This window comes from Sulfurimonas sp., assembly GCF_016744025.1.
GTDB lineage: Bacteria > Campylobacterota > Campylobacteria > Campylobacterales > Sulfurimonadaceae > Sulfurimonas.
The window spans coordinates 1-12,732 of sequence record NZ_JADGFC010000073.1; the positions used below are offsets into that span (position 1 = coordinate 1).

Annotated in this window: 13 protein-coding genes; 4 read left to right on the forward strand and 9 right to left on the reverse strand. The window is 33.0% G+C overall.

Annotation, left to right across the window (positions count from 1 at the left end; genetic code table 11):
* Window positions 1–168: 168 nt before the first annotated feature.
* Genes QZZ48_RS10380 through surE form a run of 6 tightly spaced genes read right to left on the reverse strand, consistent with a single transcriptional unit; the run spans window position 169 to window position 3,018 of the window.
* Window positions 169–420 (reverse strand): thiamine biosynthesis protein ThiF, encoded by a 252-nt coding sequence (locus tag QZZ48_RS10380; RefSeq protein ID WP_294965339.1) that lies wholly within the window; start codon window positions 418–420, stop codon window positions 169–171.
* Complete coding sequence (locus QZZ48_RS10385) at window positions 404–784, reverse strand: hypothetical protein (RefSeq protein WP_294965342.1); 381 nt, start codon at window positions 782–784, stop codon at window positions 404–406. The genes QZZ48_RS10380 and QZZ48_RS10385 overlap by 17 nt, the downstream gene beginning before the upstream one ends.
* Before the next feature lie 15 nt (window positions 785–799).
* Entirely contained in the window at window positions 800–961 is a 162-nt protein-coding gene (locus tag QZZ48_RS10390; RefSeq protein WP_294965345.1) for a hypothetical protein, read from the reverse strand.
* A gap of 9 nt (window positions 962–970) precedes the next feature.
* Window positions 971–1,540, reverse strand: coding sequence for a hypothetical protein (locus QZZ48_RS10395; protein ID WP_294965348.1), 570 nt, complete (start codon window positions 1,538–1,540; stop codon window positions 971–973).
* 52 nt (window positions 1,541–1,592) lie between these two features.
* Entirely contained in the window at window positions 1,593–2,231 is a 639-nt protein-coding gene (locus QZZ48_RS10400) for a tRNA threonylcarbamoyladenosine dehydratase (RefSeq protein WP_294965350.1), read from the reverse strand.
* Between the two features lies 1 nt (window position 2,232).
* Window positions 2,233–3,018 (reverse strand): 5'/3'-nucleotidase SurE, encoded by a 786-nt coding sequence (surE, locus tag QZZ48_RS10405; RefSeq protein ID WP_294965353.1) that lies wholly within the window; start codon window positions 3,016–3,018, stop codon window positions 2,233–2,235.
* Between the two features lie 360 nt (window positions 3,019–3,378).
* Between surE and QZZ48_RS10410 the strand changes: the two genes are divergently transcribed.
* Window positions 3,379–4,212, forward strand: coding sequence for a methyl-accepting chemotaxis protein (locus QZZ48_RS10410; RefSeq protein WP_294965374.1), 834 nt, complete (start codon window positions 3,379–3,381; stop codon window positions 4,210–4,212).
* Window positions 4,213–4,234: 22 nt separating this feature from the next.
* Here the strand turns inward: QZZ48_RS10410 and QZZ48_RS10415 are convergent, their stop codons facing one another.
* Genes QZZ48_RS10415 through QZZ48_RS10425 form a run of 3 tightly spaced genes read right to left on the reverse strand, consistent with a single transcriptional unit; the run spans window position 4,235 to window position 9,674 of the window.
* A complete protein-coding gene (locus tag QZZ48_RS10415) occupies window positions 4,235–5,485 on the reverse strand; it encodes a TolC family protein (protein WP_294965357.1) in 1,251 nt (416 codons plus the stop codon).
* Entirely contained in the window at window positions 5,485–8,628 is a 3,144-nt protein-coding gene (locus QZZ48_RS10420; RefSeq protein ID WP_294965360.1) for an efflux RND transporter permease subunit, read from the reverse strand. The genes QZZ48_RS10415 and QZZ48_RS10420 overlap by 1 nt, the downstream gene beginning before the upstream one ends.
* A complete protein-coding gene (locus tag QZZ48_RS10425; RefSeq protein ID WP_294965363.1) occupies window positions 8,628–9,674 on the reverse strand; it encodes an efflux RND transporter periplasmic adaptor subunit in 1,047 nt (348 codons plus the stop codon). The genes QZZ48_RS10420 and QZZ48_RS10425 overlap by 1 nt, the downstream gene beginning before the upstream one ends.
* Window positions 9,675–9,787: 113 nt before the next feature.
* On the opposite strand from QZZ48_RS10425, the gene QZZ48_RS10430 reads away from it, so the two are divergent.
* The 3 genes from QZZ48_RS10430 (at window position 9,788) to murI (ending at window position 12,479) form a co-directional block, all read left to right on the forward strand.
* A complete protein-coding gene (locus tag QZZ48_RS10430; protein ID WP_294965366.1) occupies window positions 9,788–10,285 on the forward strand; it encodes a MarR family transcriptional regulator in 498 nt (165 codons plus the stop codon).
* 107 nt (window positions 10,286–10,392) lie between these two features.
* Window positions 10,393–11,736, forward strand: a complete 1,344-nt coding sequence (gene rho, locus QZZ48_RS10435; protein WP_294965368.1) for a transcription termination factor Rho — start codon at window positions 10,393–10,395, stop codon at window positions 11,734–11,736.
* Window positions 11,736–12,479, forward strand: coding sequence for a glutamate racemase (murI, locus tag QZZ48_RS10440; RefSeq protein ID WP_294965371.1), 744 nt, complete (start codon window positions 11,736–11,738; stop codon window positions 12,477–12,479). The genes rho and murI overlap by 1 nt, the downstream gene beginning before the upstream one ends.
* The last annotated feature ends 253 nt before the right edge of the window (window positions 12,480–12,732 follow it).

The following is a 12,732-nucleotide window of genomic DNA, read 5'->3' on the forward strand; positions in this document are numbered from 1 at the left end:
CTTTTTGCAAAAGCATTTCTTTTTTTTCAACCAAATTTTGAGGCATCTGCGATGTTTTGTTTATAACTATTTCAACGCCAAAAGCTGAGATACTTAGCAGTGTTATTAGTAGTAGTTTTAGCATATTCTTTCACCCACTTCATTTATTATAAAATATTATATCAGATTTTAAACTTTTTTCATCTCAGATAAATCAAACTCTATAGTTTCATCTTCACAAACGACAGTTACGATACAAGCTTTTTTAGAGATGCTTATTGACTTATTTATATTTTCTAAAAGTACTCTACTATTTTTTGTTGTTGGGTCATAAGCTTTAAGTGTATTTTCTACTACCATAAAAAGTCTTCCGCCACCGCATCCATCACCTATGATACCTTCACATATAAGTGGACTATTTAAATCAAAACCATGACTCATCTAAACATCCTTCTTTAGTCTCTTTTATAAACTCTTTATGCTCACTAGAGTTTTTATCTAGTGCCTTATACTCATCATAAACATACTCTTTAAAAATTGCTTCATCTACACACTTACAAAGCTCACTGTTGTTTGCATCTAAACATGTAGAAATCATCTCTTGTTTTTGTGTTTCATTCCAACCAAAGTAACTTTTGTAATAAGGATAAAGTACCCAGATTGCAAAACCTATTGTAAGAACTGTATTAACTAAGTATTCTCTCTTTTTTGTCTCAATATATTTCTTTATATCATAAGATATAAGAATCAAAAAAACTATCTCTAAACCTATTGTAAACCAGTCACTATCTAAAAAATCTAACAAATAAAACCTTTATATTTAGCATTTAAAATTTGGACGCAAGATGAGTTGATGGTTATCTATACCCTCTTCTTTTAGCGATCCACTATATTTCTCTCCACTATTATAGAGATAACCTATACCAAGCCCAAAGCTAAGTTTTTCACTTCCGCTAAGTGGCCATTTCTTTTCTAACATCAATTCCGCTTCTCATAGTTCATATGTTCTCGTACTAACTGCCAACATTGTTGAAAATGCACTATTATACAAAACTGACCAAGCACTTTTTTTATAGTCTATACTACTTCGTCTTGCTCCTATATATATGTTTTTTACAAAGTCTGTGTTTTGATGTATTCTAGAACCTATTCTAAAACTCCAGTCTAAATCTCTATCTTCTTTATCTCTAGTCCCTTTTAACTTAAACTCTAGGTTATACCATTTATCATGATGTGCAAAATTATCTTTTATAGAGTAATCACCAACCGTTACAAGATAACCTATATATGCTCTATTTTTACCTATATAATCATCTTTGTTATTTTTAAAAATCATCATTCTTCCTATAAAAAAAGAAAGTGAATATGGCTCTTCAAAACCAGTAGTAGCAGCTTTTATGAGATTGAAATCTTCTATTTTTGATCTATCATACATTTTTTCATGATTTTGTCTGAAGTATAAACCACCTATACCCATAGGATGAACAGAAGCTTCAAGTAAAAAAATATTTGAATAATAAGCATCAATTTCATAATCGTATTCTATTAAGTCATCAGCCATTAGATTATTGCTAAATATAAAAATCAACAACAGACTCAATAGATGTTTCATACTATTTTTTTATTAAAGTTCTTACTGCCTCAGAACACATAGCAAGTCCAAAAGAAGCAGTTACAGCCATGAAACTACCCTTCTCTTTTACCTGTGCTTCTTCTGATGTAAAGACAACTCTATACTTTTTCTTAAAGCCTCTTTTTCTTAACTCATAACGAATCTTTGAGCCAAACTTATCACCATATGTTTTCCAGATATCAGTAACTTCTATCTTTGTAGGGTCAAGTTTTTTTGCACTACCAAAAGATGAAATAAGTTTTTTATGACATTTTTGAGCAATTGCAAGTTTTGCTTTTGTATCATCAATGGCATCTAAAACTAAATCATACTCATCAAAGTCAAAATCCCAAACCCATTGCTCATCTATGCGAACATTTATGATTTTTATACTTGGATAGTGCTTTTTTAAAGCTTCAACTTTAACTTCACCCTCATGTAGTTCAGACCACATTTGGCGATTTTGATTTGTCTCATCATAAGTATCATAGTCTACTATTGTTATATCTTCTATTCCACTTCGTATCATACAATCAAGACAAAAGCTACCAACTCCGCCAACACCTAAAAGTATTATTTTAGCGTTTTGTAGTTTTGAGAAATCATCTTTAAGTAAAAGTTTTATGCGATCGTGTTTCATATTAATCTATCCAATCTTGAAGTTTACTCATACTTTTGTATGCACTAAGGTCTAGCTGTATAGGAGTTATAGAGATATTTCCAGCTTGAACTGCTTCATAATCACTTGTTCCAGCAGAACCCTCTCTTGGAGAAAAGTTCAGAGGATGCAAACCTAACCAGTAATGTTCTTCTCCACGTGGATTTCTATGAACATGGGCATCATTTTCATAATATCTATAACCTGCATATGTCACTTGCATCTTAGCTTCACTAAGCTTGGGTGGAATATTTACATTTAAAAACTCTCTATGAGGTAGAGGAAAAGTACCATTTTTTATTTTTAAAACAAGCTCTTTTATAGTCTTTTGCGCAAGACTATAATCTCCATCAGGATTTGTAAAATCCATAACCTGACTTATAGCTAGAGAAGGAACTCCGTGTAAAACTCCCTCCATTGCACCAGCTGCAGTTCCAGAGTAAGTAATATCTTCACCCATGTTTGAGCCGCGATTTATTCCACTTATGAGTAAATCAGGTTTTTTATTTTCAAATAGAGTACTAATAGACAGATAAACACAATCACTAGGAGTTCCATCATCAAGTTTATAAAAATCATCATCAACACTTACAAAGCGAAGAGGACGTACTAATGTAAGAGAGTGTCCACAAGCAGACTTTTCATTTGCCGGTGCAACAACAGTAACTTTTACATCTTCTATCTCTTTTAAAGCTTCTACCAAACAAAGCAGACCTTTTGCCTCGTAACCATCATCGTTTGTAACTAAAATTCTATATTTATTTTTCATAAGGATATTTTATACAAAAGGAAGTTAAAACTTTATGATTTGGTATAGAAAATGCTACATACTAGCATGAAAACAGTTCTCTTAACACTTATCTTTGCAGTATCTATTTTTGCTTCTAGCATAGAACTTAATTACCAAGAGTTAAATAAAGAGATAGATAAAATCTCACTAAACTTGACTCCTGAAGAAAAAGTAGCTCTATACTTTCTTGTTCTTTCAACTCATGAAAATATAACAACATCCCTTTCTCTTGATAAAACTAAAGTATCTTCACTCGAAACATTAGAGAACCGCACACTCAAAACTTTTTCATCACTGCATGAGAATAACTCAGAGATAGATGCAACGCAGATAAAAAAGATGAAAGATTTATATACAAAGATTACTAAAGAGGGCAAAGATCTTATAAAAAATAATTCTAGTAGTTCTAAAGAAAAAGTTATCTATAAGGATAAAATAGTCTATAAAGATAAACTAATTTATAAAGACAAGATTGTATATCAAGATAAAATAGTTTCTAAGTCATCTCTTTGGCTAAGTCTTGTACTTGGTCTTCTTGGAATTGTTTTAGGTTTACTAGTTGGATTTTTTACATTTAGAAAAACTTCTGTTAAAGAAGTCCAACTCACTAAAATCATAGTAGAAGAAAAAAATGAAGATAAAGAACTCTTAAAAAATCTCAAAGAGATAAATACTTCACTAGAAGCTGAAATAAAATCACTCAAATCAAACTCAACTATAGTAACAAAAATAGAAGATGAAAACATCACATTAATTCAAAGACAAAAAGAGCTACAAGTATCTCATGAGAGTATACTTCAAGAGTTAAATATAAAGATACAAACTATAAATGAAGAAAAAGAAACTCTATTGCAAAAGGCTCAGAGTATAGAAGAGTCCCAAGATGCAAAGAGTGAAGAATCTCAAGAGTTTAATGATAAACTAGATTCCTTGCAACATCAATCTCAAGATATATTTAGTGTGCTTGATACTATCTCAGATATTGCAGACCAAACAAACCTACTAGCACTAAATGCTGCCATAGAAGCAGCAAGAGCTGGAGAACATGGTCGTGGATTTGCAGTTGTTGCAGATGAAGTTAGAAAACTAGCAGAGAGAACTCAAAAAACACTTAGTGAAGCAAGAGTAAATATCTCAACTGTTGTAGATGCTGTTTCAAACCTAAAAATATAACTCATTTTATTCACTTCGAATATTACTCTGCACCTTCAAAAACTATTCTTTGTAGTGTTTTATAGGCTACATAAAGATCATAGTATGCGTCGTTGTTTGCATTTACAGCCTGAGTTAAGTTTGACTGAGAAACTAAAAGAGTCAGAGTGTCTACATCACCTTGGCTATATCTATCAGCTGTTATACGGTAGTTTTCTTTTGCACTCTCTTTTGAACGAGATGCAACGTACTTTGCACTTTTTGCAACTTTAAGACTTTCATAGGCTTGACTTAGTTGATTTTTCAAATCAAGTCTTAGTTGGTTTAGTTTATAATTTTCTTGGTTGTTTTTTTCAAGTAATGCTTTTTTAATAGCTATATTTTTCATCCCTGAGTAAAGATTCCAAGTAACATTAAACCCATAAGTAGTTTGCTCTTTTGCTTGATAGATTGTTGATCCTTCAGAAATCTCTCTATCATTAACTTGATAAGAAGTAGATAGGTCTACTTTTGGAAGATAGTTTCCAGTTATTGCATCTCTTTGACTCTCAAGTGATTTTCTTTTAAAAGTTATCGCTTTAATCTCACTACGATTTTGCATCATTTGTGCTTCTAAAACAGCTGCATCTTCTACTTCACTTACACTAGCGTCAAAGTCATCTATAGTATCGCTTGCAGAGATACTAACAGCTATAATATTTTCTAAGTTGCTCTTTGCAACTATAAGATCACTTTTAGCTTTTATAAGTGCTTGCTCAGATTTTAGTTTTTCAACATCTATTAAAAGCAAATCATTCTTAGCAACTATTCCCTGCTCATATCTTACATTTGTATCATCATATTGTTTTGTAAGAGATGCTAACTGCTCTTCTTGTGACTTTATAAGTTTTTTTGCTTTTAAGTAGTTTGTATAAGATACTATAACTTCTAACTTTAAGTCTGATATTACAGCCCTATTTTCAAGCTTTGCAGACTCTACTTCAGACTCTTTAGAACTAACTGTAGAGTAGTCAGAAAAACCGTTAAAAAGGTTGTACTTTAGACTTACACTATAGTTATGACTAGGAGTAAATGTATATGCCGTAGGATTGTCAACTTCACTCCAAGCAAATCCTGCTTCAAGTGTTGGATGGTAAGCACCAGTTGCTTCATCTTTTACATGCTCGTTAGACTTTACATTACTCTTAGATATTAAAACTTTAGGAGAGTTATTTAGAGCTAAATCAATTGACTCTGTTATACTCAGTCCAAAAAGTGCCATATATGATGACACTAAAACTAAAATTATTCTCATTATATTTCCTTACCTTTTTTACCACTAATACTTAACATCAAGTACATAAGTGCTGGCGTTACTAAAATTGTAAATAACATTGAAAGCGCAAGTCCACCAGTAATAACTGAACCTAAACCTCTATAAAACTCAGAACCTGGACCTGGAACTAGAACCAAAGGTAACATTCCAAATACTGAAGTCAAAGAGCTCATAAAGATAGGTCTAAGACGTGAACGAGTAGCTTCAATAATTGCTTCTTTAGACTCCATAGCATGATGACGTATGTTGTTTAAAGATTGGTGTACTATTAAAATTGCATTGTTTACAACAATACCAATAAGGATAATAAACCCTAACATAGTTAGTACATCCAGTGGTTGTGGCGCTACAAACATGTTTGTAAGTTTAAGACCAACAAATCCACCTGCAGTTGCCATAGGAACTGTAAATAAAATCACTAATGGATAGATAAAGTTTCCAAACAAAGCACTCATAAGAAGATAAATAATCGCTAATGCAAATACTAAGTTCCACTTCATAGACTCTATAGTTTGAGCAAGTTTATCAGCCTTACCTGCTAATTTTACCTCAGTAGAATCTTGTAACATAGTTGGAGGCACAGCATTTTTCACTATTGCTTCTAACTTCTCAACACTCTCTTCAAGTGTCATTGTACTTGGTGGTGTAACTTGAAGTGTAATAGTTCTCTTTCCATCAACGTGACGTATTTTTGTAATACTCGTTGTATGCTTAAGTTGTGAAAGCTCAGACATAGGAACTAAACCAGCCTTAGGTGTTGTAACCTGAGTCAAGTAAAGTGCTTCAGGGGAATTAATCATACTATCATCTGATTTTAAAATCATATCTATAGACTTTGCTCCATCCTCAGTATACTCACTAATCTTACGACCATCTAAGAGTACATCTGCTGCAAAACCAAAACTTCTACTACTCATTCCAACATTTGCTAAAGAGTTACGATCGGGTATGATAAGAGCTTCTGGAAAAAGAAGCTCAATAGAAGGAACAGGACGAACCTGAGCACCTTGAAGTCCACCAGAAATAGCACCAAAAAGCATTCCACCTACCTGAGTAAGTTTAGACATATCTTGACCACTAATATCTATATCTATATTACGTCCTTCACCAATTCCTTGCTCAAATACACCACTTTGAAGTGAAATACCAAAAACACCAGGAAAGCTGTTAACTATAGGCTTCATAAATGGAATATACTCAGCTGCACGACTTTCTTCTTTTGAAATCATTCCTTGAATAATCAAATCACCATATGAAACATAAAAACTATTTACGATTGGTGGTATACCATCAACCTCTTCTTTGTAGTGAGGTTTCATATGTTCGTGTATTTTATGTCCAATATCTTTTTTCTCATTTTCAGATAATCCCGGAGGTGGAATCAAAATATTCATAATAAGATTTTGATTTCCCTGTGGAAGATACTCCATCTTTGGAAAAAGCACAATTATAGTAGCAATAGAGATGCTACCCATAACTATGATAGTTATAAATTGATTTATTCTTCTTTTTAAACTCCATATAACACCAGACATAAAAAGTGCAGCTATTTTTTTAGCAAAACGAATTAGAAATGAATCAGGTTTTTGCGTAACTTCATGCTCTTTTTCATGATCAGTTGAACTCATCTTTATAAGCTGTGTCCAAAACATCGGGATAACAGATACAGATACAAACAGAGAAAATGTTATAGATGCTGTTACTGCAATCGCAATATCTTTAAATAGTTGCCCTGCTTCTGATTCTAAAAAGATAACAGGTAAGAAAACGGCAATAGTAGTAAGAGCAGATGCAACTAATGCACCCCAAACCTCAACTGTACCATCATGCGCTGCATCAAATGGTTTTTTACCCATTTTCAAGTGTCTATCTATATTTTCTAAAACAACAATTGCACTATCAAGGAGCATTCCAACGGCAAAGGATATACCTGCAAGTGAGATAGTGTTCAGACTTCTGTCCATAATATTTAATACAATAAATGTTGCAACTATACTAATAGGAATAGATGCCGATACAACTGCCGTAGGTAAAAATGAACGTAAGAAAAGTAGTAAAACAATAATCGCTAAAACTGCACCAACTGCAATATTTTGCTGAACTAAGTCAATCGCACCTTGAATATATCCTCTTTGATCATAAAACCAATCTAAGTGAATATTATGAGCAGGAAGTACATCTGCATTTAGATGTTGAACTACTTTTTCTACTCTATTTGTAGTGTCTACAACATTAGCAGATGGTTCCATTCTAACACCATAGATAAGTGCTTTATTTAATTTATCGCCACTTGATTGTAAAATATTTGCAACAACCTTTTCATATCCTTTTGATATCTCAGCTACATCACCAAGACGGATGCTTTGCTGTCCATCATTGAAAAGTACCATCTGCTCTAACTCTTCTATAGATGTAAATCTAGCAGATGTTCTTACACGATAAGTACGTCTATCAATATCTACAGTTCCAGCAGCAGTATCTACATTTTCATTTTGAATTGCAGATGCCACTGAGTCAATTGTAAGTCCATGAGCTGCTAATCTCCCCGGAAATAGTTTGATATGAAGCTCATCTTTTGTACCACCTGGAACAAAGATACTAGCCACACCTGGTACACGCTCAAACTGCTCTTTTACTTCGTTATCTAGATATGTAAGATATGTATCAACATCTCTATCATTACCTTCATTTACAACAAAACCCATCCAAATAGTAGGAGATGCATTTGATCCAGCTGATTGTATGATAGGTTTTTGAACATTTTCAGGATAACTTTCAACTTGATTTAGTTTGTTAGATACTTCCAGCAAAGCCTTATTCATATCAGTTCCAACTTCAAAAGTTAGAGTGATTTCTGAAAGATTATCAGATGCAGTAGCTTCGTAGTTTACAAGTCCCGGAGTAGATTTTAACTGCTCCTCTTGTTTTTCAACTATATCACGTTCTACTTCACTTGGAGTTGCACCTGGCCAAAGTGTTACAACACCAATTTCAGGTTCAATAACATTTGGAGTAAGTTTATATGGTAACTGAGTTAGAGCTACCATACCAAACATAAGTATCAATACTATACCAACAAAAACACTTACTGGTTTTTTTATAGATATATCAATGAAGTTCATTAATTAGCCTTCTCAACTACAGGCATATTTGGAAAGATTCTTTCATTTCCTTTTGTAACTACTCTCATACCGAGTTTAAGTCCCTGAGCTGAAATAGCTGCTTCACTCTGAGAATAACTAATAACACTAACTGGAATCATCATAGCCTTGCCATCAACAACGCTAAATACTACAAAACTTCCAAAGCGTTTAATAACTGCATCACGAGGAACAAGAAGTACTTTTTCTTTTTTTAATGTTGGTACTTTTACATCTATTCTCATTCCTTCTATAAGGTGCTTTTGAGATTCAAATGACAACTTCACAGGAAAAGTACGACTTGCTTTGTCAGCTAGTGGAACAATAGTTTTAACAACTACCTGCATATCTTTTTTCTCTATAGTCGATTGTAATTTTTGACCTTTAGATAAAGTTTGTAAAAGCTTACTTGGAACATTTACTCTTGCTTCTATACTCTTTGGGTCTACTAGGTTAAAGACACTACTACCAACTGAAACCCACTCACCTATATCAACATTTCTTTTTACAACTACTCCGTTAAAAGGTGCTCTTATGCTCTTCTTTTGAAGTTCTATTTGCATTGAAAGAAGTTCTGCTTTTTGAGACTGAATCTCTGCATTTAGTGATTCTAATGTATAAAAAGTATTGTCATAACTACTCTGTGCAATACTTTTTTTACTTATTAGAGCCTCTGCACGCTTAAGATCTTTTTCTTGTTTAGTCTGTCTTGCTAAAAAAGAGTTTAGGATTGCTTGTTTTGCTTTTAACTTAGCTTCTAATATAGAACTTTCAAGTTTTAAAAGGATATTGCCTTTGTTTACTCTTTGTCCTTCTTTTACATATAGTTTACTTACAACACCTGAACTCTCAGATGCAAGTTCAGAGTTCACATCGTAGTAAAGTGTTCCTACATAATTTTGAAGAGAGTTTGCGTAACCCTCTTTAACTTTTACTGTCTTTACTAAAGATGCTGGTGGTTGAGCACCTTTAGCTTCATTTGCTTGTATATTTATAAACAGTGCTACTGCCAATAGTATATATTTCATAATTTTTACACTTCCTTATTTATCTTGCTGGAAAGATATCATATTTCTTCTTAAATATGTCTTTCTAGAAAGACTTATTTACTTATGATAAGAATTAGACTATACTTGCGCTCATGAACGCTAATGAATTAAAATTACAGCTTGACAATCAAAAAGATGACTCTCTATGTGCAAGTAGTGATATAGGTTATGTAACCTTACCACTAATAATGTTATCTCAAAGACTTCTGATAAAGATAGGTGATCTTTTAGATAAGAAATACAATATGTCAAGCAGTGAACTTGATGTACTTTCATCATTGCACTCAGCTGGTGATGAAAACTACACTCTCTCCCCAACCAAACTATATGAGAGACTATTTTTCTCTTCAGGTGGAATGACTAAGGTTTTAAAAAGGTTAGAGCACAAAGAGTTTATAAATAGACTTGATAATAAAGAAGACAAAAGAAGTAAACTTGTCCAACTTACACCAATAGGTAAAGATATAATAGAAAAATCTCTACCTGACGTATTAAAGCTTGAAGAGGAAATCTTTGCTCATATAAATAGCAATGATAGAAAAAACCTTTCAAACTTACTCTTTAAAGCACTCGATGGGGTTGAGCAATAAAGCACTAACTTGACTTTACACACTCTATTATTGTAAAATCATTTCATTAAAACTTACCAACCCTTTCCTGCAATACAAAATCCCAAATAAACTAAGGTACTTACTTTATGAGTGAAAACAATTCACAACAACCTCGCAAAACAAACAACACTAGAAACAATACAAAAGCAAGAACACATAAACCCGTAAAAGGCGCTAGTGTTGAAGATCTTCGTACAAAAACTACAGAAGAGTTAGTAGTAATTGCCAATGAGCTAAAAGTTGAACATCCAAATGAATTAAAAAGACAAGATATTATCTTTGAAATTCTAAAAGCTCAAACTGAGCAAGGTGGTTTCATACTATTTAGTGGTATCTTAGAGATTATGCAGGATGGTTATGGGTTTATCCGTTCTATAGATAAAAGTTTTAATGAAAGTATCAATGATGCTTATGTGTCAAATACACAGATTAAAAGATTTGCACTTAGAAATGGTGATGTTGTAACTGGACAAGTTCGCCCACCAAAAGACCAAGAACGTTACTATGCTCTTATCAAGATAGAAGCAGTAAATAGCTTACCTCCTGAAGAGAGTAAAAAAAGACCTCTATTTGAAAACCTTACTCCACTTTATCCACTAGATCAAATCAAACTAGAATACAGAGAAAAAGGTCTTACAGGTCGTATGATGGACCTTTTTTGCCCTATTGGTAAAGGTCAGCGTGGTCTAATCGTTGCACCTCCAAGAAGTGGTAAAACAGAATTGCTTAAAGAGATTGCTCATGGTATCACTAAAAACCATGCAGATATTGACTTAATTGTTTTACTTGTTGATGAGAGACCAGAAGAAGTAACAGATATGGAGAGAAGTGTTAAGGGTGAAGTTTATAGCTCTACTTTTGATATGCCTGCAAAGAACCATATTAAAGTTGCTGAGATGGTAATCGAGAAAGCAAAAAGACGTGTTGAGCTTGGAAAAGATGTTGTAATCCTTCTTGATTCTATCACTCGTCTTGCTCGTGCTTACAATACTGTTACACCTTCAAGTGGTAAGGTACTTTCTGGTGGTGTAGATGCAAATGCTCTACATAAACCAAAACGTTTCTTTGGTGCGGCTCGTAACATTGAGAATGGTGGAAGTCTTACTATTATCGCTACTGCTCTTGTAGATACAGGAAGTAGAATGGATGAAGTTATCTTTGAAGAGTTCAAAGGTACTGGTAATATGGAAGTTGTTCTTGATAGAAAAATTGCTGATAGAAGAATATATCCAGCTATGGATATTCTTAAATCTGGTACTCGTAAAGATGAACTTCTTATCGGTCCTGAGACTCTTCAAAAAGTATTTATACTTCGTCAGATGCTACATAAGCAAGACAATGAAGTTGAAGCTCTTAAATTTATCTATACAACTATGGGTAAAAAAGAGACTAACGGCGAATTTTTAGAAAGTATGAATACAGATAAATAATGAAAATAGGTGTATTTGATAGCGGAATTGGTGGTCTAACAGTAGTTAAATCTATGTTAGAACACTCTTTGTTTGAAGAGATCATCTACTTTGGCGATACTGCCCGTGTTCCATACGGAGTCAAAGATAAAAATACAATCACCCGCTACGCTATAGAAGCCGTAGAATTTTTCAAAAACTTCGAAATTGACCTTATTGTAGTAGCTTGTAACACAGTTAGTGCATATGCCCTTGATGAGATGAGAGAGAGTTCAGCTTGTCCTGTTATCGGAGTTGTTGAAGCAGGTGTTTTAGCCACTGCAAATGCACTTAAAAACAAAGACTCAAATATTCTAATTCTTGGTACTAAAGCTACTATAAACTCAAAAGCTTATGAAAATGCTCTAAAGACAAGAGGTTACAAAAACTTAGAAGCAAAAGCTACAGGATTATTTGTACCAATTGTTGAAGAAGAAATTTACTGCGGTAAAGTTTTAGATGCAACACTTGAGCATTACTTTAAAGAGGTACAAAAGCCAGATGCTATCATCTTAGGCTGTACACACTTTCCACTTATTTCAGAGCCTATAAAAAACTATTTCTCAAAAAAAATTCTTATCATTCACTCTGGAGATGCTATTGTAGAATATCTTGAAAATGAGTTTGAGTTTACTCACAAGTATGATAAACCAACTCTAAAGTTTTTTGCATCTGAGAATCCAGATGCACTTAAAGCTGTTGCTGCGAAATGGTTATCTCTTTAAAAACTATTTTGTAATAAACATGTAAAAAGCTTTACCAGCTAACTGCATATCTATCCAAACACCATTATTATCACCGATATATTCTTGAGTAGCTTCTAGGGTGTTATATGTTTTTGGAAGATCAAAAACAACCTTTATATCTTTTTTATCAAATGCGACTTAATTAAAAAAACGGGGGTTTAAAAACTCGCTTTTTTTGATAATTGACCAAATAATAATCTACTAAATTTAACTTCAAGCTTTTACTCAAACC

Coding starts and splice junctions, on each gene's coding strand:
- QZZ48_RS10425 (WP_294965363.1), bottom strand. CDS start 9,674: ATGAAATATATACTATTGGCAGTAGCACTGTTTATAAATATACAAGCA.
- QZZ48_RS10410 (WP_294965374.1), top strand. CDS start 3,379: ATGAAAGATTTATATACAAAGATTACTAAAGAGGGCAAAGATCTTATA.
- QZZ48_RS10420 (WP_294965360.1), bottom strand. CDS start 8,628: ATGAACTTCATTGATATATCTATAAAAAAACCAGTAAGTGTTTTTGTT.
- QZZ48_RS10395 (WP_294965348.1), bottom strand. CDS start 1,540: ATGGCTGATGACTTAATAGAATACGATTATGAAATTGATGCTTATTAT.
- QZZ48_RS10380 (WP_294965339.1), bottom strand. CDS start 420: ATGAGTCATGGTTTTGATTTAAATAGTCCACTTATATGTGAAGGTATC.
- surE (WP_294965353.1), bottom strand. CDS start 3,018: ATGAAAAATAAATATAGAATTTTAGTTACAAACGATGATGGTTACGAG.
- murI (WP_294965371.1), top strand. CDS start 11,736: ATGAAAATAGGTGTATTTGATAGCGGAATTGGTGGTCTAACAGTAGTT.
- QZZ48_RS10415 (WP_294965357.1), bottom strand. CDS start 5,485: ATGAGAATAATTTTAGTTTTAGTGTCATCATATATGGCACTTTTTGGA.
- QZZ48_RS10400 (WP_294965350.1), bottom strand. CDS start 2,231: ATGAAACACGATCGCATAAAACTTTTACTTAAAGATGATTTCTCAAAA.
- QZZ48_RS10430 (WP_294965366.1), top strand. CDS start 9,788: ATGAACGCTAATGAATTAAAATTACAGCTTGACAATCAAAAAGATGAC.
- rho (WP_294965368.1), top strand. CDS start 10,393: ATGAGTGAAAACAATTCACAACAACCTCGCAAAACAAACAACACTAGA.